Source organism: Streptococcus mitis, from assembly GCF_000722695.1.
In the GTDB taxonomy this organism is placed as follows: domain Bacteria; phylum Bacillota; class Bacilli; order Lactobacillales; family Streptococcaceae; genus Streptococcus; species Streptococcus mitis_O.
Window position 1 is genome coordinate 685,123 of the sequence record NZ_JPFU01000013.1, and the last position, 25,116, is coordinate 710,238.

20 protein-coding genes and 1 pseudogene are annotated in these 25,116 nt (G+C 38.7%); 10 read left to right on the forward strand and 11 right to left on the reverse strand.

Features of this window, described 5'->3' with window-relative positions; genetic code table 11:
- Nucleotides 1-534: 534 nt before the first annotated feature.
- The 3 genes from SK629_RS08465 to SK629_RS08475 form a co-directional block, all read right to left on the reverse strand.
- A complete protein-coding gene (locus SK629_RS08465) occupies nt 535-1,812 on the reverse strand; it encodes a glycosyltransferase family 8 protein (protein WP_042901439.1) in 1,278 nt (425 codons plus the stop codon).
- Between the two features lie 103 nt (nt 1,813-1,915).
- Nucleotides 1,916-3,127: a glycosyltransferase gene (locus SK629_RS08470; protein ID WP_042901440.1), complete on the reverse strand. Its 1,212-nt coding sequence runs from the start codon at nt 3,125-3,127 to the stop codon at nt 1,916-1,918.
- Nucleotides 3,128-3,519: 392 nt separating this feature from the next.
- A complete protein-coding gene (locus SK629_RS08475) occupies nt 3,520-5,064 on the reverse strand; it encodes a peptide chain release factor 3 (protein ID WP_042901442.1) in 1,545 nt (514 codons plus the stop codon).
- A 223-nt stretch (nt 5,065-5,287) separates the two neighbouring features.
- Between SK629_RS08475 and SK629_RS08480 the strand changes: the two genes are divergently transcribed.
- The 7 genes and pseudogenes from SK629_RS08480 to SK629_RS13015 form a co-directional block, all read left to right on the forward strand.
- Nucleotides 5,288-5,539 carry a hypothetical protein gene (locus SK629_RS08480; protein WP_042901443.1) on the forward strand — a complete coding sequence of 84 codons (252 nt, stop codon included), beginning with the start codon at nt 5,288-5,290 and terminating at the stop codon, nt 5,537-5,539.
- Nucleotides 5,532-5,777, forward strand: coding sequence for a DUF4160 domain-containing protein (locus SK629_RS08485; protein WP_042901444.1), 246 nt, complete (start codon nt 5,532-5,534; stop codon nt 5,775-5,777). Before SK629_RS08480 ends, SK629_RS08485 begins: the two co-directional genes overlap by 8 nt.
- Nucleotides 5,778-6,158: 381 nt before the next feature.
- The gene (gene gatC, locus SK629_RS08490; RefSeq protein WP_000705419.1) at nt 6,159-6,461 is read left to right on the forward strand and encodes an Asp-tRNA(Asn)/Glu-tRNA(Gln) amidotransferase subunit GatC; all 303 of its coding nucleotides are present in this window, start codon (nt 6,159-6,161) and stop codon (nt 6,459-6,461) included.
- The gene (gene gatA / locus SK629_RS08495) at nt 6,461-7,927 is read left to right on the forward strand and encodes an Asp-tRNA(Asn)/Glu-tRNA(Gln) amidotransferase subunit GatA (RefSeq protein WP_042901446.1); all 1,467 of its coding nucleotides are present in this window, start codon (nt 6,461-6,463) and stop codon (nt 7,925-7,927) included. Before gatC ends, gatA begins: the two co-directional genes overlap by 1 nt.
- On the forward strand, nt 7,927-9,372 hold the full coding sequence (gatB, locus tag SK629_RS08500) for an Asp-tRNA(Asn)/Glu-tRNA(Gln) amidotransferase subunit GatB (protein ID WP_042901447.1): 1,446 nt from the start codon (nt 7,927-7,929) through the stop codon (nt 9,370-9,372). Before gatA ends, gatB begins: the two co-directional genes overlap by 1 nt.
- A 28-nt stretch (nt 9,373-9,400) precedes the next feature.
- Nucleotides 9,401-9,796 (forward strand): hypothetical protein, encoded by a 396-nt coding sequence (locus tag SK629_RS08505; RefSeq protein ID WP_042901448.1) that lies wholly within the window; start codon nt 9,401-9,403, stop codon nt 9,794-9,796.
- Between the two features lie 98 nt (nt 9,797-9,894).
- Nucleotides 9,895-9,969, forward strand: a pseudogene (locus SK629_RS13015) (glutamyl-tRNA amidotransferase); the annotation flags it as partial.
- Between the two features lie 199 nt (nt 9,970-10,168).
- Here SK629_RS13015 and SK629_RS08510 read toward each other — a convergent pair.
- The gene (locus tag SK629_RS08510; protein ID WP_042901449.1) at nt 10,169-17,275 is read right to left on the reverse strand and encodes a YSIRK signal domain/LPXTG anchor domain surface protein; all 7,107 of its coding nucleotides are present in this window, start codon (nt 17,273-17,275) and stop codon (nt 10,169-10,171) included.
- A 250-nt stretch (nt 17,276-17,525) separates the two neighbouring features.
- Between SK629_RS08510 and efp the strand changes: the two genes are divergently transcribed.
- The 3 genes from efp to nusB are packed head-to-tail and all read left to right on the forward strand — an operon-like array spanning nt 17,526 to nt 18,915.
- Nucleotides 17,526-18,086 carry an elongation factor P gene (gene efp / locus SK629_RS08515; protein WP_000568643.1) on the forward strand — a complete coding sequence of 187 codons (561 nt, stop codon included), beginning with the start codon at nt 17,526-17,528 and terminating at the stop codon, nt 18,084-18,086.
- A 21-nt stretch (nt 18,087-18,107) separates the two neighbouring features.
- Complete coding sequence (locus tag SK629_RS08520; RefSeq protein WP_020902992.1) at nt 18,108-18,497, forward strand: Asp23/Gls24 family envelope stress response protein; 390 nt, start codon at nt 18,108-18,110, stop codon at nt 18,495-18,497.
- Nucleotides 18,490-18,915, forward strand: coding sequence for a transcription antitermination factor NusB (gene nusB / locus SK629_RS08525; protein WP_042901450.1), 426 nt, complete (start codon nt 18,490-18,492; stop codon nt 18,913-18,915). Before SK629_RS08520 ends, nusB begins: the two co-directional genes overlap by 8 nt.
- A 219-nt stretch (nt 18,916-19,134) precedes the next feature.
- Here the strand turns inward: nusB and SK629_RS08530 are convergent, their stop codons facing one another.
- The 7 genes from SK629_RS08530 to fabG are packed head-to-tail and all read right to left on the reverse strand — an operon-like array spanning nt 19,135 to nt 25,076.
- Nucleotides 19,135-19,902, reverse strand: a complete 768-nt coding sequence (locus SK629_RS08530; protein ID WP_042901451.1) for an acetyl-CoA carboxylase carboxyl transferase subunit alpha — start codon at nt 19,900-19,902, stop codon at nt 19,135-19,137.
- Nucleotides 19,899-20,765, reverse strand: a complete 867-nt coding sequence (gene accD / locus SK629_RS08535) for an acetyl-CoA carboxylase, carboxyltransferase subunit beta (protein ID WP_042901452.1) — start codon at nt 20,763-20,765, stop codon at nt 19,899-19,901. Before accD ends, SK629_RS08530 begins: the two co-directional genes overlap by 4 nt.
- Before the next feature lie 36 nt (nt 20,766-20,801).
- Nucleotides 20,802-22,169 (reverse strand): acetyl-CoA carboxylase biotin carboxylase subunit, encoded by a 1,368-nt coding sequence (gene accC, locus SK629_RS08540; RefSeq protein ID WP_020901591.1) that lies wholly within the window; start codon nt 22,167-22,169, stop codon nt 20,802-20,804.
- A gap of 11 nt (nt 22,170-22,180) precedes the next feature.
- Nucleotides 22,181-22,603 carry a 3-hydroxyacyl-ACP dehydratase FabZ gene (fabZ, locus tag SK629_RS08545; RefSeq protein WP_042901453.1) on the reverse strand — a complete coding sequence of 141 codons (423 nt, stop codon included), beginning with the start codon at nt 22,601-22,603 and terminating at the stop codon, nt 22,181-22,183.
- Nucleotides 22,600-23,085 (reverse strand): acetyl-CoA carboxylase biotin carboxyl carrier protein, encoded by a 486-nt coding sequence (accB, locus tag SK629_RS08550; protein WP_042901455.1) that lies wholly within the window; start codon nt 23,083-23,085, stop codon nt 22,600-22,602. Before accB ends, fabZ begins: the two co-directional genes overlap by 4 nt.
- Nucleotides 23,086-23,087: 2 nt before the next feature.
- Nucleotides 23,088-24,323 carry a beta-ketoacyl-ACP synthase II gene (gene fabF, locus SK629_RS08555; RefSeq protein ID WP_042901456.1) on the reverse strand — a complete coding sequence of 412 codons (1,236 nt, stop codon included), beginning with the start codon at nt 24,321-24,323 and terminating at the stop codon, nt 23,088-23,090.
- A gap of 21 nt (nt 24,324-24,344) precedes the next feature.
- A complete protein-coding gene (fabG, locus tag SK629_RS08560; RefSeq protein WP_042901457.1) occupies nt 24,345-25,076 on the reverse strand; it encodes a 3-oxoacyl-[acyl-carrier-protein] reductase in 732 nt (243 codons plus the stop codon).
- Nucleotides 25,077-25,116 lie beyond the last annotated feature (40 nt).

The following is a 25,116-nucleotide window of genomic DNA, read 5'->3' on the forward strand; positions in this document are numbered from 1 at the left end:
CTATCATGGAAATATCTCTTTTATATTCTCCTTAAAGTTACGTTTTTGAGCAACACATTACTGCATTCATAGAGGCCTTAAATGAACTCTTAAAGCGATACATATCATAAGTCTTCATTAAGATGATCCGTTTTTTATGTTTTTTGATTTTCAATACATATATATAAAAGTCTAAACTAAAAACTCTTTCATTACTTTACTAAAATACAGTAGAGGTTATAAGAGATAGAAATTCCAATGTATATACTTATGTCGCACAGCTCAAAATACTAATTTTGATTGAAGATAAGACTGAAATGCTAATTAATAGATTTAGAACAAATAGTTGACCGTTTTTGTTACTTTTTGATTTCGAATAAGTATAAAACGCTACTTGACAATATCATTCAAATCTACTGTGAACAAAAAGGACATTCTGATTAGCAGAACAGTCCTTTTTTCATATTTATAATTAAGAGCAATTTTTTTGTTCTATAAACATAAGGATTTTTTGAGTTCACCGAGTTTCATAGCTAGACTCTGATTATCGATAGGCTAAAGTATATTCAAATGTTTCTTATCTGCTATCAGCTGTTTTACTTGATCCACTATTAGTTGCGATGTTTCACAAACTTGTGCCTGTTCTCCAACATGATTGGTCTGAGGGAAAGCAAGGACTGCTACCTTCAGTTTCAATGCAATATCCATAGGGTCTTGCCAGATCATTCCTTGGCTAATATCTAGCACTGCTAGTGCAGTCTCTAATACATTGTCATACTTTATCGGATTAAAAGAGCTTTGATAAAAGTGAACATTGGGATACTGGCCATAAGCTAGTAAAACATTACTCATCATAGTTGGGGCAAAAATATCGAAATCACACTCAGGTAAACTCTGAACAAGCTCGTCTAAACATTCTAATTCCTCAACAGTAGTAAAAACTACTAATCTCGGACGAAGTATTGAGTGATTATATTCTGACAAGGCTAGTTTAAATAGATGAGTATTTAAAATCGTTGACCAGTCCAAGCCATAGTAAAACCACCATAGACTAGTAAATCGGTTACGGCTCATCGTTCCCCACGGTTTCTCACTACCAATATAATGTAGCACTAAAGGTAATTGATTATCTACTAATCTTGTACGAGAAAGTCTATATTCACTTTTATCATAAACATCATATCCTACAAAAAAATTATAGGTGTCATCGAGCGGTAACCATTCTTGACCAAAGGCCATAATCATAATAGACTGTTCACCATTTCTTACTTCTTTATAGTGTTCCTCAGATAAGTTTAACAACCAATCGCGAACATTTTCTCGTTTCCAGCGTTTGATATTAACAAGCATCACACCCGAGTTTAGTTCCCATTCAACATCCTTATTTGTTCTAGGATCCAGTTCACTATCATTAACCGCCGCTATGTAATAACCATCTAAATCATAGTCCAAAAGATGAACCACATTTCCTGTTACGATAAGATCACAGTCTAGGTAAAGCGCTATATCCTCCTTAACATAGTCTGCGATATAATAAATCAAAAATTTCGTAGCAGATATATGGGCGCTATTCTGAAGATTAAAATGCCTCATCGCTAACTCTTCCTCTAGTAAACGAATATTGACAATTTCCGAATCAAAGGGCTTCAACCATCCTTGAAGGGCAGCAAACCACTCTTGCGGAATATCCCCCTTATTAAATACATATATTCGTAATCCGCGTTGATGCGCGCATAAAGATTTAATGGTTACAATAGCTTGTTCACAATACAGCCTATCAAAGCATAAAATAATAGCTTTTTTAGCCAGTTGATTTTCCTGTAATTGATTCATCAATTCCCTTTCTATACTTTTTACTCCCAATAAGAAGGTAACATTTCCTAGACCAATCTCTCATAGTTACTAATGCCACATGGATTTTGTCTAATCTTAAAGACTATCGCTTCGATAGCAGCTTTTCAATGAGTTCAAGCATTTCTTGAGGATTCTCTTCAGAGACGATTTGGCTGTATGATTCTGTATCACGATTCGTTGTATCCCATGCTAAAATAGGAAGTTGTCTTGCTTTAGCTTTACTTATCACATCAAACATCTCACGACCAGCATTGATATCCAAATAGAAGTCCAATTGGGAAAGAACACTATCTACATTGTAAAGCGTGCAATTTGGATATAGTCTTACGTTGGTGTATCCCTGAAGAGCCATAATAGATCCTGCAAAATTGGTAGGCGCCAAAAGATGAAACTCTACGTCTGGACAATTCTTCACAAGAAATTCTAGATGGGGCATCTCTAATGTTATAGTCACAACCGCTGTACGAGCTCGTACCTTTTTCACCAGTCCTCTATAGCCTGACTCTAGGGAAAATTTCCTTAATAAGACATCCGACCACTCTAAACCATAGTAAAACCACCATTCTTCTCTCAGACGGTTGAGCGTAATTTGTTGCCAAGGTTTCTCACCTGTATAATGAATCATTTTTGCAGAAGCTTCCAGTAACTCAGCATGTGGGTACCAGTCACTTTTTCCATAAAAATCAGCTATAGTATCCATACCTACCATGAAATTGTAGATAGGCTCTAGTTCTTTCCAACGATTCTCAAAGAGACGATTCAAAATCCCCTGATCCCCATAATCTGTTTGATGGTATTGGTTGGTTAACTCAATCAGGTCTTGCGTGACATTTTCTGCTCTCCACATGTCATTGTTGATTAACAAAAAGCCAGAATTAAAAATATGTGTATAAAAATCATCTCTAACTGCTGCTAAGGGGATATCTGTCAAGTCCAAGCCCCACAGCTCATCTATCGGTTTTCTTACGATAATATCCGAATCTAAATACAACACACGAGACTCATTTACATACTTTGGGATAAAATACCTAAAGAAGGCAGCGTAAGAAAGTCCCTCAAAGGGTAGGCGATAATCTTTCAGAATACTACTGTCAATCTGAACGTTCACAATCTCACTGTTCAAAGTCCCTAGTCTTTTTTCCATCAATTGGAACCATTCTCTCGGAAGGTCATCATTGAAAACATAAAACTTAAGATTATCATGATGAACACAGAGGGATTTTATCGTAGTCTCAACTTTATTCATATAAGCATTATCTGCACCTAAGACAATCGCTTTTTTCTCTTCTCTCATTCTCTATCTCATTTCTTTTTTATTCCCATCATATGTTTGGGGAGCTTACTTCCCATTATGACGGCAAAGCGTTTAGGTAAGGCTATTTTTTACACTACAACACGGAGTTTGGCAAATCGATTCTATTTGCCAAACATAGTTAGTAAAGCAGTTAGCTAGACCACTCACTACCCGTTACGACGTAAAGTTTTACGAATCGATAATATTTGTGGATTTTGCCTAGTGGAGCGTTTAGGTAAGCCGCCATAGCGGTTTACAATTTTTACATTACGACACGAAGAGGCGAAAACGATTATTTTTCGCCGATGAGTTAGTAAGGCAGTTAGCTAGACCGCAAAATAGCGGCTAGCGTCCAACAATTAGGAACTTCAGTTCCAATTGTTGGTACTGAGTTACATCTTCTCCTCTAACTCTACGTCTGGGTACTTGTCCGCAAACCAGCGAAGGGCAAAGTCGTTCTCAAAGAGGAAGACTGGCTGGTCAAAACGGTCTTTAGCCAAGATATTGCGACTTGATGACATCCGTTCATCCAAGTCCTCTGGTTTAATCCAACGAACAGTCTTTTTACCCATTGGGCTCATGACTACTTCCGCATTGTACTCACCTTCCATACGGTGCTTAAAGACTTCAAACTGGAGTTGACCTACAGCTCCCAGCATGTACTCGCCTGTTTGGTAATTCTTATAGAGCTGAACAGCACCTTCTTGCACCAATTGCTCAATCCCCTTGTGGAAGGATTTTTGCTTCATGACATTCTTAGCAGAAACTTTCATGAAAATCTCAGGGGTAAAGGTTGGCAGCGGTTCAAACTCAAACTTGTTTTTCCCAACTGTCAAGGTATCCCCAACCTGATAAGTTCCCGTATCGTAAACTCCGATTATATCTCCTGCCACGGCATTGGTCACATTCTCACGACTTTCAGCCATAAACTGAGTGACATTCGAAAGTTTAGCACCCTTACCAGTACGAGGCAGATTGACACTCATGCCACGCTCAAATTCTCCTGATACGATACGGACAAAGGCGATGCGATCACGGTGACGAGGGTCCATGTTGGCTTGGATTTTAAAGACAAATCCTGAGAAATCCTTGTCGTGAGGATCCACAATTTCACCATCTGTTTTCTTGTGTCCATGTGGTTCTGGAGCAAACTTGAGGAAGGTTTCAAGGAAGGTCTGCACACCAAAGTTAGTAAGAGCCGAACCAAAGAAGACTGGTGTCAATTCTCCAGCAAGGATTGCTTCCTCTGAAAACTCATTTCCAGCTTCATTTAAAAGCTCAATATCATCTTTGACTTGCTCGTAGAAAGGATTGCTTCCAAAAAGCTTGTCTCCATCTTCAAGACTAGCAAAACGCTCATCCCCTTTATAGAGCTCTAAACGTTGGTTATAGAGGTCATACAAGCCTTCAAAAGCTTTCCCCATCCCGATCGGCCAATTCATAGGGTAGCTAGCAATGCCCAAGACTTCTTCCAACTCTTGCAAGAGGTCTAGTGGCTCACGACCGTCACGGTCTAGCTTGTTCATAAAGGTAAAGACTGGAATGCCACGATGTTTCACAACCTCAAACAATTTCTTAGTTTGGGCCTCGATACCCTTGGCAGAGTCCACCACCATGACCGCAGCATCCACCGCCATCAAGGTACGATAGGTATCTTCTGAGAAGTCCTCGTGCCCTGGCGTGTCGAGGATATTCACACGCTTGCCATCGTAGTCAAATTGCATCACAGATGAAGTAACGGAAATCCCACGTTGCTTCTCGATATCCATCCAGTCAGACTTGGCAAAAGTCCCTGTTTTCTTTCCTTTAACCGTACCAGCTTCACGAATCTCGCCCCCAAAGTAGAGCAACTGCTCAGTGATCGTTGTTTTCCCCGCGTCCGGGTGAGAGATGATAGCAAAGGTACGACGTTTCTTAATTTCTTCTTGAATATTCATAAGTTCTCTTTCTTTGATTCTCTATTTTTCTTGTTTCGATATCTAAGAATGATTTTTACATTGGATTTTACCATTCCTTTCAACACTCCATTATATCGAATTTTAGCATTTTTTTCAATTTCTATTTTATATTGAATAAAAGCTTTCCCTTGTAGTCAAATATATCGAAAATCGTGACAATTCTAGCAAAAATGATATAATAAAACAAAAAGGAGATATAATCATGTTCAAAGAATTTGGTGTAACTAATTTAGAAGTGACAAAAGATGATATTTACAAGAATCCAAACAACCCTATTTTGCGCATGTATGATGACGATGAATTAATTGGAACCTTTAGTATTCTAACTGGAGAAGTATTGGAAAACTTGGACTTGGCAGACTATGATATTCGTTTTGCTCAAAAGCAAATTAAGTTAAATCGCGATAACTACCTTGAAACATGGAAGGACTACGTGGGATTACTACATGCCTAAATATTCTTTCTTAAAGTATGGTATTGAAATTCGTCCTAACGAACATAACCATAAAGGTCAAAAAGCGCATATTCACTTTTATATCCACGGAGAAGAAGTGGGTTCAATGTTTCTGAACGGTGAACTGAGAGATGGTAAAGCAAAAGCAAAAGACCTAAAAATGATAAGGCAATATGTCTTAGAAAATGCAGATGAACTTCAGGCTTTATGGAATGAATACCAAAAGAGTGCATATTAAAATCAAAAAATCTTAGTTTGCTAATCAACAACAAACAAAAACTAGCGAGCAATTTTAATGCCTACTATTCAACTATTGCCCCACTTAGGTACTAACCATCCTACTCCCCTTGCAATTTTTTAAATAAATGTTACAATGAATATAGAAAAAGGTGTTGCGTCAACAACATCCTACAGAGCCGTTTAAGACGGTGGCTGTAATTATATAACTAAAAAAATAGCTCGTTAACTCGCCAAAGTTAGGACGGCTATTTTTTTGTCTCTTTAAAAATCTCTTTCTTGACTTGCCAGATGTCTTTTTTCATCTTTCCTTCCCTTATTTATAGGAAAATATGGTAAAATAGAACAGACTAAAAATCATCATTTCACGAAAGGATGCAAGATGAAAATTACGCAAGAAGAGGTAACACACGTTGCCAATCTTTCAAAATTAAGATTCTCTGAAGAAGAAACTGCTGCCTTTGCGACTACCTTATCTAAAATTGTTGACATGGTTGAATTGCTAGGCGAAGTTGACACAACTGGTGTCGCACCAACTACGACCATGGCCGACCGCAAGACTGTACTCCGCCCTGATGTAGCCGAAGAAGGAACAGACCGTGATCGCTTGTTTAAAAACGTACCTGAAAAAGACAACTACTATATCAAGGTACCAGCTATCCTAGACGATGGAGGAGATGCCTAATGACTTTTAACAATAAAACCATTGAAGACTTGCACAATCTCCTTGTCTCTAAGGAAATTTCAGCAACAGAATTAACCCAAGCTACGCTTGAAGATATCAAGTCTCGCGAGACAGCTATCAACGCTTTTGTTACCATCGCTGAGGAGCAGGCTCTTGCTCAAGCCAAAGCTATTGATGAAGCTGGAATCGATGCTGATAATGTCCTTTCAGGAATTCCATTGGCTGTTAAGGATAATATCTCTACAGATGGTATTCTCACAACTGCTGCCTCAAAAATGCTCTACAACTATGAGCCAATCTTTGATGCGACAGCCGTTGCCAATGCAAAAGCTAAAGGCATGATTGTCGTAGGAAAGACTAACATGGATGAGTTTGCCATGGGTGGTTCAGGTGAAACTTCTTACTACGGTGCCACTAAAAATGCTTGGGACCAGACCAAGGTTCCTGGTGGTTCATCAAGTGGTTCTGCTTCAGCCGTAGCCTCAGGACAAGTCCGCTTGTCACTAGGTTCTGATACTGGTGGTTCTATCCGCCAACCTGCCGCCTTCAACGGAATCGTTGGTCTCAAACCAACCTACGGAACGGTTTCTCGTTTCGGTCTTATTGCCTTTGGTAGCTCTCTAGACCAGATTGGACCTTTCGCTCCGACTGTTAAGGAAAACGCCCTCTTGCTCAATGCGATTGCCAGCGAAGATGCTAAAGACTCTACTTCTGCTCCTATCCGAATTGCCGATTTTACTTCAAAAATCGGTCAAGACATCAAGGGCATGAAAATTGCTTTACCTAAAGAATATCTTGGCGAAGGAATTGACCCAGAGGTTAAAGAAACCATCCTTAATGCCGCTAAACACTTTGAAAAACTGGGTGCTATCGTCGAAGAAGTCAGTCTTCCTCACTCTAAATACGGTGTTGCCGTATACTACATCATCGCTTCATCAGAAGCTTCATCAAACTTGCAACGCTTTGACGGTATCCGTTACGGCTACCGCGCAGAGGATGCAACCAACCTTGATGAAATCTATGTAAACAGCCGTAGCCAAGGTTTCGGTGAAGAAGTGAAACGTCGTATCATGCTAGGTACTTTCAGCCTTTCATCAGGTTACTACGATGCCTACTATAAAAAGGCTGGACAGGTCCGTACCCTCATCATCCAAGATTTCGAACAAGTCTTTGCGGATTACGACTTGATTTTGGGACCAACTGCTCCAAGCGTTGCCTATGACTTGGATTCACTCAACCACGACCCTGTTGCCATGTACTTGGCTGACCTTTTGACCATCCCAGTCAACTTAGCTGGTCTCCCAGGAATTTCGATTCCTGCTGGATTCTCTCAAGGTCTACCTGTCGGTCTGCAATTGATTGGTCCTAAGTATTCTGAGGAAACCATTTACCAAGCTGCTGCTGCTTTTGAAGCAACAACAGACTACCACAAACAACAACCCGTGATTTTTGGAGGTGACAACTAATGAACTTTGAAACAGTCATTGGACTTGAAGTCCACGTAGAGCTCAACACCAATTCAAAAATCTTCTCACCTACTTCTGCCCACTTTGGAAATGACCAAAATGCCAACACTAACGTGATTGACTGGTCTTTCCCAGGAGTTCTGCCAGTTCTCAATAAAGGTGTTGTTGATGCCGGTATCAAGGCTGCTCTTGCCCTCAACATGGACATCCACAAAAAGATGCACTTTGACCGCAAGAACTACTTCTATCCTGATAATCCAAAAGCCTACCAAATTTCTCAGTTTGATGAGCCAATCGGTTATAACGGCTGGATTGAAGTGGAACTAGAAGATGGTACGACTAAGAAAATCGGTATCGAACGTGCCCACCTAGAAGAAGACGCTGGTAAAAACACCCACGGTACAGACGGCTACTCTTACGTTGACCTCAACCGTCAAGGTGTGCCTTTGATCGAGATTGTATCTGAAGCCGATATGCGTTCACCAGAAGAAGCCTATGCTTACCTAACAGCCCTCAAGGAAGTTATCCAGTATGCTGGTATTTCTGACGTTAAGATGGAAGAAGGTTCCATGCGTGTGGATGCCAATATTTCTCTTCGCCCTTATGGTCAAGAAAAATTCGGTACCAAGACTGAGTTGAAGAACCTCAACTCCTTCTCAAACGTTCGTAAAGGTCTTGAATACGAAGTCCAACGCCAGGCTGAAATTCTTCGCTCAGGTGGTCAAATTCGCCAAGAAACACGCCGTTACGATGAAGCTAACAAGGCAACCATCCTCATGCGTGTCAAGGAAGGGGCTGCAGACTACCGCTACTTCCCAGAACCAGACCTACCACTCTTTGAAATCTCAGACGAGTGGATTGAGGAAATGCGTACTGAATTGCCAGAGTTTCCAAAGGAACGCCGTGCACGTTATGTATCTGACCTTGGCTTGTCAGACTACGATGCTAGCCAGTTGACTGCAAATAAAGTCACTTCTGATTTCTTTGAAAAAGCTGTTGCTCTCGGTGGCGATGCCAAACAAGTCTCTAACTGGCTCCAAGGCGAAGTCGCTCAGTTCTTGAACGCTGAAGGAAAAACACTTGAACAAATCAAATTGACACCAGAAAACTTGGTTGAAATGATTGCCATTATCGAAGACGGCACTATCTCTTCTAAGATTGCTAAGAAAGTTTTTGTCCACCTAGCTAAGAACGGTGGTGGAGCGCGTGAATACGTGGAAAAAGCTGGCATGGTCCAAATCTCAGATCCTGAAGTCTTGATTCCAATTATCCATCAAGTCTTTGCCGATAACGAAGCTGCCGTTGCCGACTTCAAGTCAGGTAAACGTAACGCAGACAAAGCCTTCACAGGATTCCTCATGAAGGCAACCAAAGGCCAAGCCAACCCACAAGTTGCCCTAAAACTCCTTGCTCAGGAATTGGCGAAGTTGAAAGAAGATAAATAACAGACTTTTTATATTTTAGAAAGAAGAAATGAACAAATTTTTACGATTGCTATTTGTTTTAGTCATCATCGCTATGCTAGGCGCTTCTATACTACAAATTTTCTTTCCATCATACATGGGAAGTCACTCTGGGTACGGAATCTCTGCTGGTTGGCAACGAGAAATTGGAATATGGAACCTAGCTGTATTGATTCTTATTCTCGGTGTCAATATTAAGTACGATTGGTTCTATCTACGAATCGTGCTTCTCGCTCTCATCTTCGGTGGGATTGGAATAGGAACAAATCACTTAGTCAATTTTATGGAGTATCATTCTCCTGTAAATGCTATCGGTGCTTTCGAAAATTACTTGCTAGCGACGGGGTGGATTGTAGGGTGGCTCATTGAGCAACATTCCATAAAGAAGCTAACTGCTAGTAAATAACGACAAGTATATCTTAGATGATTTTTAAAGGTTAATTAAGAGATCTACCTTTTCAATAGCCTCAATACCAATCAAGAACTCTTTAACAAACTTGCTAAACAAGAGACCAAGCCAACCCGCAAGTCGCCCTTAAACTCCTTTCCCAGGAATTAGCGAAGTTGAAAGAAGAGTAAAAAAATAATCTCCAGATTAGGAACTATCAATGAGTTCTCTAGTCTGGAGATTTTTCAATATACCTCGTTATTGGGGTTTGCCTTACCTACACATCCTATTTCAAAAAGCCCTTCCCCTAAGAATAGAGGAAAGGCTTTTCTTGATTATCATAAACTTCAGAATGATAGATAAGCTACTTATTGCGCTTTATACCATTTCTTACTCTTTATCATCTTTACGACGTCTTGAAACTAATCCTAAGCCAGTTATTGCTGCTAGAGCTCCAAGAAGGAGAGATGAAGTTGATGATTGAGTACCTGTATTCGGAAGTTCCCGTTTACCATCTACAAATGTTGATTCATTTGAAGTCGCTATTTGAGTTGATTTATCTGATGTTGCTGTTACATCTGAATGAGAAGGGATTTCATCATGACTTGGAGTAATCACTTTCTTAAAGATATGAGTTGTTACATTTCCAACTAAAATAGTCTTGACATATTCATAGCCAGTAAATGTTCCCTTATCTTTTGTACCATCTTCTTGAGGTTTTAGAACATTACCTTCAGTATCTTTCCAAACTGTTGATTTACTTTCTTCATTGCTTGGAGTTGAAGGTGTTGGTGAATTTGGTGTTGAAGAAGATTTCTTAGTATATACATGGATTGTATTTCCATCTTTATCTTTTTTCGTTTCTTTGTAAATGTACTCTGGAATGTCTTTCTTATCCTTCGTTCCCTTGTCTGAAGGGTTGATTTCTTTTCCTTTTTCATCTACATAACTTGTTATAACTTGACGATATACATGCGTTGTATTTCCATCTTTATCTTTCTTAGTTTCTTTGTAAATGTACTCTGGAATGTCTTTCTTATCTTTCGTTCCTTTGTCTGAAGGGTTGATTTCTTTTCCTTCTTCATTCACATAACTTGTTACGACTTGACGGTATACGTGCGTTGTATTTCCTTTTTCATCTTTCTTAGTTTCTTTGTAAATGTATTCTGGAATATCTTTCTTATCCTTCGTTCCTTTGTCTGAAGGGTTGATTTCTTTTCCTTTTTCATCTACATAACTTGTTATAACTTGACGATATACATGCGTTGTATTTCCATCTTTATCTTTCTTAGTTTCTTTGTAAATGTATTCTGGAATATCTTTCTTATCCTTCGTTCCTTTGTCTGAAGGGTTGATTTCTTTTCCTTTTTCATCTACATAACTTGTTATAACTTGACGATATACATGCGTTGTATTTCCATTTTTATCTTTCTTAGTTTCTTTGTAAATGTACTCTGGAATGTCTTTCTTATCCTTCGTTCCCTTGTCTGAAGGGTTGATTTCTTTTCCTTTTTCATCTACATAACTTGTTATAACTTGACGATATACATGCGTTGTATTTCCATCTTTATCTTTCTTAGTTTCTTTGTAAATGTACTCTGGAATGTCTTTCTTATCTTTCGTTCCTTTGTCTGAAGGATTGATTTCTTTTCCTTTTTCATCTACATAACTTGTTATAACTTGACGATATACATGCGTTGTATTTCCATCTTTATCTTTCTTAGTTTCTTTGTAAATGTATTCTGGAATATCTTTCTTATCCTTCGTTCCTTTGTCTGAAGGGCTGATTTCTTTTCCTTTTTCATCTACATAACTTGTTATAACTTGACGATATACATGCGTTGTATTTCCATCTTTATCTTTCTTAGTTTCTTTGTAAATGTACCCTGGAATATCTTTCTTATCCTTCGTTCCTTTGTCTGAAGGGTTGATTTCTTTTCCTTCTTCATTCACATAACTTGTTACGACTTGACGATATACATGCGTTGTATTTCCATCTTTATCTTTCTTAGTTTCTTTGTAAATGTACTCTGGAATGTCTTTTTTATCTTTCGTTCCTTTGTCTGAAGGGTTGATTTCTTTTCCTTCTTCATTCACATAAGTTGTTACGACTTTACGGTAAATATACTCAACTGTTGTAACTCCCTTATTGACTTTTCCAATTTCAGGAGCTGATGTTTCAGATTTTTTCACGAATTCATAAACATCACCTTTAGTAGTTGTGATTGTTTCTGGTTTTAACTCAGGTGTATTTGTGTTGTACTCTTTACCTGTTGGACTTTGAGTTTCAGCTTTGACACTTGTCTTACCTTCAATCGCATTTCCTTCAGTATCTGTATAGTTTACTGTTACATCACCTTTTTGGAGTTCGTATTTATACGTTACTTCTGTTGGTTCAACCGTTACTTTACCTGTTTCTTTTCCTACTGTTTGGGCTGGTACTAATTTGTACACTTTGCCACTTTCAGTTGTGATTGTTTCTGGTTTTAAGTCTGGTGTGTTTGTGTTGTACTCTTTACCTGTTGGACTTTGAGTTTCAGCTTTGACACTTGTCTTACCTTCAATCGCATTTCCTTCAGTATCTGTATAGTTTACTGTTACATCACCTTTTTGGAGTTCGTATTTATACGTTACTTCTGTTGGTTCAACCGTTACTTTACCTGTTTCTTTTCCTACTGTTTGGGCTGGTACTAATTTGTACACTTTGCCACTTTCAGTTGTGATTGTTTCTGGTTTTAAGTCTGGTGTGTTTGTGTTGTACTCTTTACCTGTTGGACTTTGAGTTTCAGCTTTGACACTTGTCTTACCTTCAATCGCATTTCCTTCAGTATCTGTATAGTTTACTGTTACATCACCTTTTTGGAGTTCGTACTCATAAGTAACTGTTTGTTTTTCTGTAGTTACTTTACCTGTTTCTCCAGCTGAACCTGTTTTTAGTCCATTATTTGCTACAACAAGTTTATAAACTCTTCCATCTTCTTTTGTAATAGTTGCATCTTTCGTCGCAGTGTAGTCACTTCCTACTTGTTTATTTGTTACTAATGCTACTGGATCTTTTAAGTTTTCTTCTGTTCCTGCAATGACATATTTAACTTCGACGTTTCCACCTAATTTTGGTGCGTACTCATAAACGACTTCTTGTTTATCTGCTGTAACTGTACCTGTTTCTGCGGCTGATGTATCTTTATGTCCTTTATATACATAAACTTTACCATCAGTAGCTGTTAACTCTTCACCTGCTGCTGGCGCTGTTGAAGTATAGTTTTTCCCGACTTTTAATCCCTTAGCGACATCTGTTGCTGTTTTTAATTCAGTTGTTGTACCTTCGATAACATATTTTGCAACTACATCTCCACCAACTGGTATAATTTTTTCATAATATACATTTTCTACTACATTACCGTTATTAAGAACTTCAGGAGTAATTACCACTTCATCAATTGCTTCTTTAGCAATATATTGATCATTAACTTTTACTTCTGGTTTTTCCCATTCTGAAGGTGTTGGAGAAGTTACAGACTCCCATTTAGCATTTGCAGGAATTTCCCAATCATCTTCTACAACACGTCCTGTTTTTTCTCCAGTATACACTTTTCTTGAGACTGTTACTTTTTGAATTACTGGATTAGAAATGATATTACCTTCATTATTTTTTTCAATATAATTAATAGTTCTTGTAATTTCTTTAGTTTCTACATTTACTTTAGCCTTATCATATAGATAAGTAACTTTCTTAGTTACCTGTCTTTCGTAAGTTCCTGATACTGGATCGGAATCTGGTTGAACTTCAATAAAAATATAGTCGTTCGTAGCATACCATCTATTTACAAAACCTTTAAGCATTGATTCTTTAGTTGTAGTATAAGGCTGTCCTTCAAAATCTCTAGTTTTTGGGAACTCTTTCAAGAGCTCGCCATCTACAGTTTTATAGTACACTTCTAGTTTTCCGCGAGTATCTTCCGTTCTCAAACCAACAACATTCGATTCTAACCAAACATCTTGACCATTTTTAAGAAAAATTTGAGAAGTACTTTTCACATAGTTTGGATTATTCTGGTCAACACGCAGATTAAAATTATGTTTAAATCCATGCTCTTTTGTTACAGTATAATTATCTTTAAATACATATTTAACGGCAGTAACATCTTTCCAATTGGTGATTTGTGCTGCACTTACAAATGTACCTTGTGTTTTATCATCTTCAGTTGTAGTTGTATAAACTACATCATACTCATCAGAATTATCAACTATTGGAGCTTCTAAATATGTCAGAGCTTCTTTCTTAGGTATTAATACTACAGCTTCTTTTACTTTTTGAGGAAGGTCTGTTAAGTTTTCAATTTGTGGCGATAAGATAACTTCTTGTCCATTCTTAACATCAATAATTCCTCGCACACCTGTAGTCCCAGGTTTAGCAATTGTTAAAGAAGCTGAATATTCAGCAATATTATTAATAGTAACATTAATAGTTGCTTTTGAAATAGATAAACCTGGCGCATGATTTTCAACAAAATTAGCATTAATTGAATTGTCATTACCTATCAATATCTCCGATTCACTATTCCATACTAAATAAGATTCAATCCCATAAGTTCCAGCTTCAACTTGTCCATTATTTTCAACTTCGAAAGTCAAAGCTGTAGGACTATATAATCCACCTTTTATCCATCTATTTAAATCATAACCAGTAAGATTTAAATCTTTTGAATCAAAGATATAAGCTCGCTTACCTGTTCCTTTATAATTTTCGATAATATTAGTTGGATTTACAGTATCATAAGATTCTTTTAATTTATCATACGGTTCTTTTGCAGCATCACCATTCGCTCCACCAAAATATAATGTGTATTTTGATAATAAACGATTATCTGCTGCTAATCTAAAGTCTTTCAATGGTAACTTTGGATCTGCTAATAACATTACACTTGTTTTAGTAATATTGGGATCTAATTTATTTATATCGTAAGTCTTACTTCCATCATTATCTGATTCTATTAACCCAAAATAATCCTCTGCTGAATACGTTACTGCAATAGGAATTGTTTGACCTCTTGTTAAATCATCTTTAGTTAAAGTTTGACTCCCTATTTGATTCATATTTAATGTTAATTTTGTTGGAGTTTTAATGTGTTCTGCAACCTCTCCACTTCCTGTAGCAGGACGTTCCATCGCTATAGCACTCTCTATTGTATTCTCTGATGTAGAACCTTGAGCTATTTCATCTCTATAACGTTGAATTGTACTATCTTGGGCTTTTTCCTTCCATGTACCAACAGTTACACCAAGTCTTGCTTCTAATCCAGTTATTGTTTTAGAAGTTGAATTATATCTTTGAAATTCATCTACTATACCCGGATGTTTTAGAATTAAATGATCATATTTCTTTTCAGGATTAATTTCAATAGTATTATATAATTCATCAATTGAAGTATATTCTTTCAACAATTCAGCTTGGTTATCTTTAGTTACTCCATATAATTTAAAATTCTCTTTTAAATTTCCTTCTAACTTTTCTCTGTAATAACCTCTAAATCCTCTTGAACCATCAGCTTTTATTTCATTTGTAAATACTCTATTTAACTGGAATTTTGTGAAATAATTCCCTTCTTGATCTTTTGGAATAAAATAGTTTATATACTGACTTGGTAAAAATGCTCCATCACCTTTTAATTTATCATTTGGAATAGAAAATCTAGCGTTAAATTTGTCCTCATTACTTACATGTGAATATAATCGTTGATTGGTTTCAGGAAAAATTCTTGTATCCATCTCTTTAATAGCAGGAATACCATCACCGAGATATAATCTAAATCCATCAGGATTATCTAATGTCTGAGTAAATGTTGAACCATCAGGTCTATGCCCAACTGCTTTATAAACGATATTAGCATTGAATCCTTTAGTAGAATTTGACTCAATTACTCTTTCAATAGCTTCCGGAGTATTAAAAGCTCCTTCTTTTACTCTTAAAATTGGTCCACCATAAAGTAAACTTTGATCGATACCTTTATTTTCATCTGGATGTAAAGTTAAAACTCCATTTTCTAATGTCCAAAACTTATTATTTTTAATATTTGTTGGGTCTAATTCTAAGAAATCTGGAATTCCACTAATCGTATAATCATAACTTGTTAAACGTCCATTACCATTTTGATTCGTTTCTTCGTTATTGAAAAAACTCTGATCACTCATAATAAATGGTAATTTAAATGTATTTCCTTCAATTGGCTTGAAAGTTCCATTCGAAACTGACCCCATTTTAAATTCCGGTAATGGAGCACCAAACTGATCGACCATATATTTTACAGTTTTAGTTCGCCACTCTTTTTCTCTATATAAAATTTCCGACAAATAGTCAAAAGAAGCTCTAGCTGACTTCGTTGATAGAGTCTCTCCTCCTGATATAAAATCTGTATTAACTGTTAATACATCACCTCTCGATGGAGCATTTTTTATAGAGGTACCCACATATAATTTTAATAAACTTTCTGCAACAGTTCCTCCGTTCATGGGATTTAAATTTAAATCATAAACATAATTCGTTGTAGTTGATAAATCATCAACACTTTTTACAAATGATGAATTTTTAAACTCCGGTTTTTTGGTAGAGTGCAGAAATGCCTTTGGAATAGTTACACGCACTTTCCCATCGGTAACCGTTTCAGTTGAAGACGCAGAATAACTAATCGCCATATTTATTACACGTTCACCGTCACCATTATTTGCAACAGGAATTTGTTTTTCTGTTGGTCCATTTGAATTATCAAAATGAATTGACCCTGTTAAAGCTTGGGCTGTCACTCCAGTACGGAAACCAGTTCCTTCTTCCATCTTTTTTCCATTACGGCTATCTTGATTTTTATTTTCTTTAGATATCTCTTCAGCTTTAATTGATTTTAAGATAGAAGTTAATGAGCTAATTTCTTTGGCCTTTTTATCAGCTACTGACTGTGTAGCACCCAAAGCGTTTAAATATTGCTTAGCTTCCGCAACTAGTTTTTCGGCAGCCTGAATTTGAGAGACTTGTTTTTTATTTCCTCTGACACGCTCTATTTGCGCTTCCAAATCTGCTAGTTTTACTTGCAAGAGAGATAAATCGACAGATGGTTTTGTATCAGTTGCTTCTACTGTGTTAGTATTCTCTGAACCTGTTGAAGCTTGTTCTGTAGCTTTTTCATTTTCTTTTACATGTGTTGCTGGCTCAGCTGACTTTTCTCCATTTGTTTTTGGTTGCTCAGCTAACTCTGCTTTTGGCTCAGAGACAGTTCCTGCTTGAGTATTTTCTTGAGCTTGATTTAGTTCCGTATCAGCTTCCTTCTTGACTACTGTTTCAGTAACAGAGTCAGCTTCTACCGTATCTACATTGTAACCAAACAAAAATCCTGCCCCGATTAAAACACTCGCAGCACCAACTTTTAATTTTTTAATCGAATATTTTTCGTATCGGTTTCCACAAAAATACCGATGATCTTTTTGTTGTCTAGATAATTTAAACATGATTTACCACCTTATATATATATATATGCACACTTAGGTACAAATATACTTTCACTGTATTATATCATATTTCAAAGTAATTTTTAAGATATTTGTTTATAAATTTCATTTAAAAAACATACCATTCTAAAACATTTTTTGTACAAGTATAAATTTATATAAATATCTCCATTATCCCACCTTCAACTTTCTTTTTCATTCCTTTTATGGTAAAATGAAGAGTAATAATATTTATTAAAGAGGTAAAAACATGATTGAAGCAAGCAAATTGAAAGCTGGTATGACATTTGAAACTGCAGACGGAAAATTGATCCGTGTTTTGGAAGCTAGCCACCACAAACCAGGTAAAGGGAACACGATCATGCGTATGAAATTGCGTGATGTCCGTACTGGTTCTACATTTGACACAAGCTACCGTCCAGAAGAAAAATTCGAACAAGCTATTATCGAAACTGTTCCAGCTCAATACTTGTACAAAATGGATGAAACTGCCTACTTCATGAACACTGAAACTTACGACCAATACGAAATCCCAGTCGTAAACGTTGAAAATGAATTGCTTTACATCCTTGAAAACTCTGATGTAAAAATCCAATTCTACGGAACTGAAGTAATCGGTGTAACTGTGCCAACTACTGTTGAATTGACAGTTGCTGAAACACAACCATCTATCAAAGGGGCTACTGTTACAGGTTCTGGTAAACCAGCAACTATGGAAACTGGACTTGTTGTCAACGTTCCAGACTTCATCGAAGCTGGACAAAAATTGATCATCAACACTGCAGAAGGAACTTACGTTTCTCGTGCCTAATCTCTAGAAAGAGGTCATTCTATGGGAATTGAAGAACAATTTGGCGAAATCGTTATTGCTCCACGTGTACTTGAAAAAATCATTGCCATCGCAACTGCTAAAGTTGATGGGGTCCACTCATTTTCAAATAAATCCGTATCTGATACCCTATCAAAACTCTCTCTTGGTCGCGGCGTCTACTTAAAAGAAAGCAACGAAGAACTAACTGCTGACATCTATCTCTATCTTGAGTACGGTGTGAAAGTACCAAAAGTTGCTCTTGCTATTCAAAAAGCAGTCAAAGATGCTGTTCGTGATATGGCTGATGTGGAACTTTCTGCTGTTAACATCCATGTTGCAGGAATCGTTCCAGATAAAACACCGAAACCTGAGTTGAAAGATCTATTTAACGAGGACTTCCTCAATGACTAGTCCATTATTAGAATCTAGACGCGAACTTCGTAAATGCGCTTTTCAAGCTCTTATGAGCCTTGAATTCGGAACAGATGTGGAAACAGCTTGTCACTTTGCCTACACGCATGACCGTGAAGATGAAGATGTGCAAATCCCTGCCTTTCTTCTGAACTTGGTTTCTGGTGTTCAAACTCAAAAAGACGAGTTGAATAAACAAATCAACCAGCACCTCAAGTCAGGCTGGACAGTTGAACGCTTAACCTTGGTCGAAAAAAACTTACTACGCTTGGGTATCTTTGAAATCACTTCATTTGATACACCTCAGCTGGTAGCAGTCAATGAAGCTATTGAACTCGCTAAGAATTTTTCAGATCAAAAATCAGCCCGCTTTATCAACGGACTGCTTAGTCAATTTGTAACTGAAGAAAATGAATAATCGAAAAGGTGTTTGGTCTTCCAAGCACCTTTTACTTCGTCCTTGATACAGAGTAATAACCACATAAAAACTAGAACTGACTGCCAGTTCTAGTTTTTGCGTATTCTAAAGAATTATACTCAATGAAAATCAAAGAGCAAACTAGGAAGTTAGCCGTAGGCAGTACTTGAGTACGGCAAGGCGAAGCTGACGTGGTTTGAATTTGATTTTCGAAGAGTATTAGTATTTTCTAAATCGTTGATAGCGTTCTTCCAACAACGCTTCTATCGGTTTTTGCGAAAGTCTAGCTAGCTCATCTTGGAGTTCTTTTTTAACATTCTTAATCAGTTCTTTACTAGAAAGTCCTGCTTCAGAAATCACCTTATCCACCACGCCCATTTCTAATAGTTCATGTGAGGTGATTTTCATCAGTTCTGCTGCTTCCATAGCACGACTACCGTCCTTCCATAGAATAGAAGCAAAACCTTCTGGACTGAGAATGGCATAGATAGAATTTTCCAGCATCCAGACACGGTCTGCGACTGCTAATGCCAGAGCCCCGCCTGAACCACCTTCACCGATAATGATAGCAATAATCGGAACTTTCAGGTCACTCATTTCCATGAGATTGCGAGCAATGGCTTCTCCTTGACCACGTTCTTCCGCTCCGACACCAGGATAGGCACCTGCTGTATTGATAAAGGTCACAACTGGACGACCAAACTTTTCAGCCTGTTTCATCAACCGTAGGGCCTTGCGGTAACCTTCTGGATGCGGTTGCCCAAAATTCCGTTTAAGGTTATCTTGTAAACTTTTGCCTTTTTGGATACCAACCACTGTTACAGCTTGGTCTCCAAGCCAGCCGATACCACCAACAACTGCACCATCGTCACGAAAAGAACGGTCACCGTGTAATTGGATAAATTCATCAAAAATGCCTGTCGCAAAGTCCAAGGTTGTCAAGCGACTCTGCTCACGCGCTTCTCTGACTATTTTTGCAATATTCATCTAGGACCCCCTCTGTGCAATCTGACTAGGCTAGCAATGGTATCTGGCAAGTCTCTTCTTTTGACAATAGCATCCACAAAGCCATGTTCCAATAGGAATTCTGCCTTTTGGAACCCCTCAGGCAAGCTTTCACGAACCGTATTTTCAATCACACGACGCCCAGCAAAACCGACTAAACTCTGTGGTTCTGCTAGAATGATATCGCCTTCCATAGCGAAAGAAGCTGTTACACCACCTGTCGTTGGATCTGTCAAAATGGTCAGGTAAAAGAGCCCTGCATTTGAATGGCGTTTAACCGCTGCAGAAATCTTGGCCATTTGCATGAGACTCATGATTCCTTCCTGCATACGGGCTCCACCAGAGGCTGTGAAGAGAACAACTGGCAACTGTTCAATAGTAGCATACTCAAACAAGCGAGTAATTTTTTCCCCTACAACTGTACCCATAGAAGCCATGATAAAGTTGGAATCCATAATCCCAAGAGCCACAGTCTGACCTTTAATAAGAGCAGTTCCTGTCACAACGGCTTCATCCAGACCTGTTTTTTCACGCATAGTTGCTAGTTTCTTTTGATAACCAGGGAAATGCAAGGGATCCTTGCTTTCAATCCCTGTAAACAATTCCTTGAAGGTTCCCATATCAATTGTCAAAGCCAAGCGTTCTTGGGCAGAAATACGAAAAGTATAGCTACATTGTGGACAGATACGCTCACTTCCCAGATCCTTCTGATAGATGGTATGCTTACAACCTGGACACTTAGAAAATAATTCATCTGGAACCTCTGGCTTGGCTTGAGGTTTTTCCCTAACCGAACGATTAGGATTGATTCGAATATACTTATCTTTTTTACTAAATAGAGCCATTGATTCCCCTTTTCGGTTTAAACTCTTAAAGTCATTTTATTCTTTTTCTTGATATTTAGGTAAGAAGGTTTCCATCAAGAAAGAAGTATCATAATCTCCAGCAATGACATTGCGATCTGAAATGAGGTCAAGCTGGAAATCTGCATTGGTCTGCACCCCCTCTATCTCTAGTTCATAGAGGGCTCGTTGCATTTTCATCAAGGCATCAAAACGATTCTCTCCATGAACGATGACTTTGGCAATCATACTATCATAATAAGGCGGAATAGTATAACCTGGATAAACCGCTGAATCCACGCGCAAGCCAACTCCCCCACTTGGAAGATATAAATTGGTAATCTTACCGGGACTTGGAGCAAAGTTGAAGGCTGGGTTTTCTGCATTGATACGACACTCGATGGCATGGCCACGTAGGACAATATCTTCTTGCTTCACAGACAGAGGTTGACCTGCCGCAATGCGAATCTGTTCCTTAACGATATCCACACCTGAAACAAACTCTGTTACTGGATGTTCTACTTGTACACGAGTATTCATCTCCATAAAATAGAATTTACCGCTAGCTTCATCAAGAAGAAACTCAATGGTCCCTGCATTCTCATAGCCAACAGACTCTGCCGCTCGAACAGCAGCAGCACCGATTTCATGGCGCAGTGTTTTTCCGATTGCAATTGAAGGACTTTCTTCCAAAACCTTTTGATTATTCCGTTGAAGAGAACAATCCCGTTCTCCCAAGTGAATCACATGTCCATGCTCATCTCCTAGGATTTGAACCTCAATATGGCGAGCTGGATAGATAACCCGTTCTATGTACATGGCACCATTGCCATAGTTGGCCTTGGCTTCGCTAGAAGCAGTTTCAAAGGCGGAAACGAGATCTTCTGGTTTTTCAACCTTACGAATCCCTTTACCACCTCCACCTGCTGAAGCCTTGAGCATAACAGGGTAGCCAATTTTTTCAGCAACAATCAAAGCTTCCTCAGAGTTATGCACTTCTCCATCTGAACCTGGAATGACAGGTACACCTGCTTTGATCATCTGAGCACGTGCATTGATTTTATCCCCCATCATATCCATGACATGACCAGATGGACCGATAAACTTGATTCCCACCTCTTCACACATGGTCGCAAATTTGGAATTTTCACTGAGAAATCCAAAACCTGGGTGAATGGCCTCTGCCTCAGTCAAGACTGCAGCTGATAGAACCGCATTAATATTGAGATAAGACTCTGTTGCCTTGCCAGGACCGATACAAACTGCTTCATCTGCCAAAAGCGTATGAAGGGCTTCCTTATCAGCAGTTGAATAAACCGCCACCGTCGCAATCCCCAGTTCACGCGCCGCACGGATAATACGAACCGCAATTTCACCGCGATTGGCAATTAAAATTTTTCGAAACATGGAGAACCTCCTTAGCTCCCAATTGCAAAGGTAAGAGTACCACTGGCTGCAAGCTTGCCATCCACTTCAGCCTTAGCTTCAACCACGGCAATAGTGCCACGGCGTTTTACAAAAGTCGCTGTCATAACCAATTGATCGCCTGGTACAACTTGCTTCTTGAATTTAACCTTGTCCATACCAGCGTAAAAGACCAGTTTTCCTTTATTTTCAGGTTTTGACAACTCCAAGACACCAGCTGTTTGCGCCAAGGCTTCCATGATTAGAACACCTGGCATGACTGGATATTGAGGAAAATGGCCATTAAAGAAGGGCTCATTGATGGTCACATTTTTGATGGCAACAATGGTATCCTCACTCACTTCCAAGACACGGTCTACTAGGAGCATAGGATAACGGTGGGGCAGAGCTTCTTTGATTCCTTGAATATCGATCATTTGATACGTACCAATCCTTTACCAAACTCAACCATTTCTTCGTTAGAAACAAGAATTTCCGTTACCACACCATCCTTAGGAGCTGGGATTTCATTCATGACTTTCATTGCTTCGATAATTACCAATGTTTGACCTTTTTTAACACTATCACCAACTGTTACAAAGGCAGGTTTATCTGGACCAGCAGCCAAGTAAGCCACCCCAACAAGTGGGCTCTCTACAACATCTCCCTCAGCAGCTACACTTGTTTCAGCTGGCGTCGAAGTCTCTTCCACTACAGTCTCTGCTGGAGCAGATGTAGGAACTACTGGACTAGGTGTTGCTAGAACTGGTGCTGGAGCAACTTGAGGTACAACTTCAGATACAAGTCTCGCTTCATTCTTACTAAACTCCAACTCATCCGTCCCATTCTTATAAGAAAATTCTCTCAAACTTGATTGGTCAAATTGAGCCATCAAGTCTTTAATATCGTTTAAATTCATACTTACTTATTCTCCCAACGTTTGAAAGCAAGAACTGCATTGTGGCCACCAAAACCAAAAGTATTTGAAATAGCGTATGGAATTTCTTGCTCCAAGCCTTGTCCATAAACGACATTGGCTTCGATATAATCTGATACTTCACTTGTCCCAGCTGTCATTGGTACAAAGTTATGACGCATAGCCTCGATTGTGACGATAGCTTCTACCGCACCTGCAGCTCCCAGCAAATGTCCTGTGAAAGATTTGGTTGATGATACAGGTACTTCCTTACCAAGAACAGCCACGATAGCACCACTTTCTCCTTTTTCATTAGCAGGAGTTGAGGTTCCGTGAGCATTGACATAGGCTACTTGTTCTGGGGAAATCTCAGCTTCTTCCAAGGCTAGTTTGATGGCCTTGATAGCTCCCTGACCTTCTGGATGAGGAGAAGTCATGTGGTAGGCATCACAGGTATGTCCATAACCAACCACTTCAGCAAGGATAGTTGCCCCACGTTTTTCAGCGTGTTCAAGGCTTTCAAGAACCAACATCCCTGAACCTTCTCCCATGACAAAACCATTACGGTCCTTATCAAATGGAATGGAAGCACGAGTTGGGTCCTCTGTAGTTGAGAGAGCAGTTAGGGCTTGGAAACCAGCAATAGCAAAAGGTGTAATAGAAGCTTCTGAACCACCTACCAACATAACATCTTGGAAACCAAATTTAATTGAGCGGAAGGCATCCCCAATCGCATCATTTGATGAAGCACAGGCAGTATTGATGGATTTACAAACACCGTTTGCTCCAAAACGCATAGCAACATTTCCTGAAGCCATATTTGGCAAGGCTTTTGGAAGGGTCAATGGTTTCACACGTTTTGGTCCTTTGTCATGGAGGCGAAGCACTTGATCTTCGATTTCCTTGATTCCACCGATACCAGAGGCCACGATAACACCAAAACGATCTTTATCAAGAGCCTCTACATCTAAATTGGCATGATTGACAGCTTCTTGGGCTGCGTACAAGGCATACAAAGAATAGTTATCAAAACGATTGGTATCTTTCTTTACAAAGTATTTATCAAAAGGAAAATCTTGGATTTCTGCTGCATTATGCACATCAAAGTCACTATGATCAAATTTTGTAATTTGACCAATTCCGATGTTTCCAGTTGTCAAACTAGTCCAAAATTCTTCTGGTGTATTTCCGATTGGAGATGTTACTCCATAACCTGTTACTACTACGCGATTTAGTTTCATCTTTTTCACCTCTAGCTTTTGCTACATACTGAGGCCACCATCAATGGCAACCACTTGACCAGTTAGATAATCTTGGCCTGCTAAAAATACTGTCAAATCTGCAACCTGCTCTGCCTGACCAAATTCTTTCATAGGAATTTGCGCCAGCATGGCATCTTTTACCTTGTCTGATAGAACAGCTGTCATATCGGACTCAATCATTCCAGGTGCAATAGCATTAACCCTGATATTGCGATTGGCCACTTCACGCGCCACAGACTTGGTAAAACCAATCAGACCAGCCTTAGAAGCTGCATAGTTAGCTTGACCGATATTCCCCATCAAACCAACAACACTAGACATATTAATGATAGCACCTTCTCTGGCTTTTATCATCGGTTTCAAGACTGATTGTGTCATGTTAAAGGCGCCAGTCAGGTTAACCTTGAGCACTTTTTCAAAATCTGCTTCTGTCATCTTGAGCATCAGGGTGTCTTGGGTAATTCCTGCATTGTTGACCAAAACATCTACTGAACCCAGCTCTGCAATAGCTTGCTCAACCATACGCTTAGCGTCTGCAAAATCTGACACATCTCCTGAAATGGGAACTACCTTAACACCATAGTCTGCAAACTCGGCAAGCAAGTCCTCAGAGATTGCCCCACGACTGTTTAAGACGATATTGGCTCCTGCTTGAGCAAATTTATGGGCAATGGCAAGACCAATACCACGACTAGAACCTGTAATAAAGATATTTTTATTTTTTAGTTGCATTCTTTTCTCCTGTTTCCTCTTGTATTTATGGGAGAAGGGA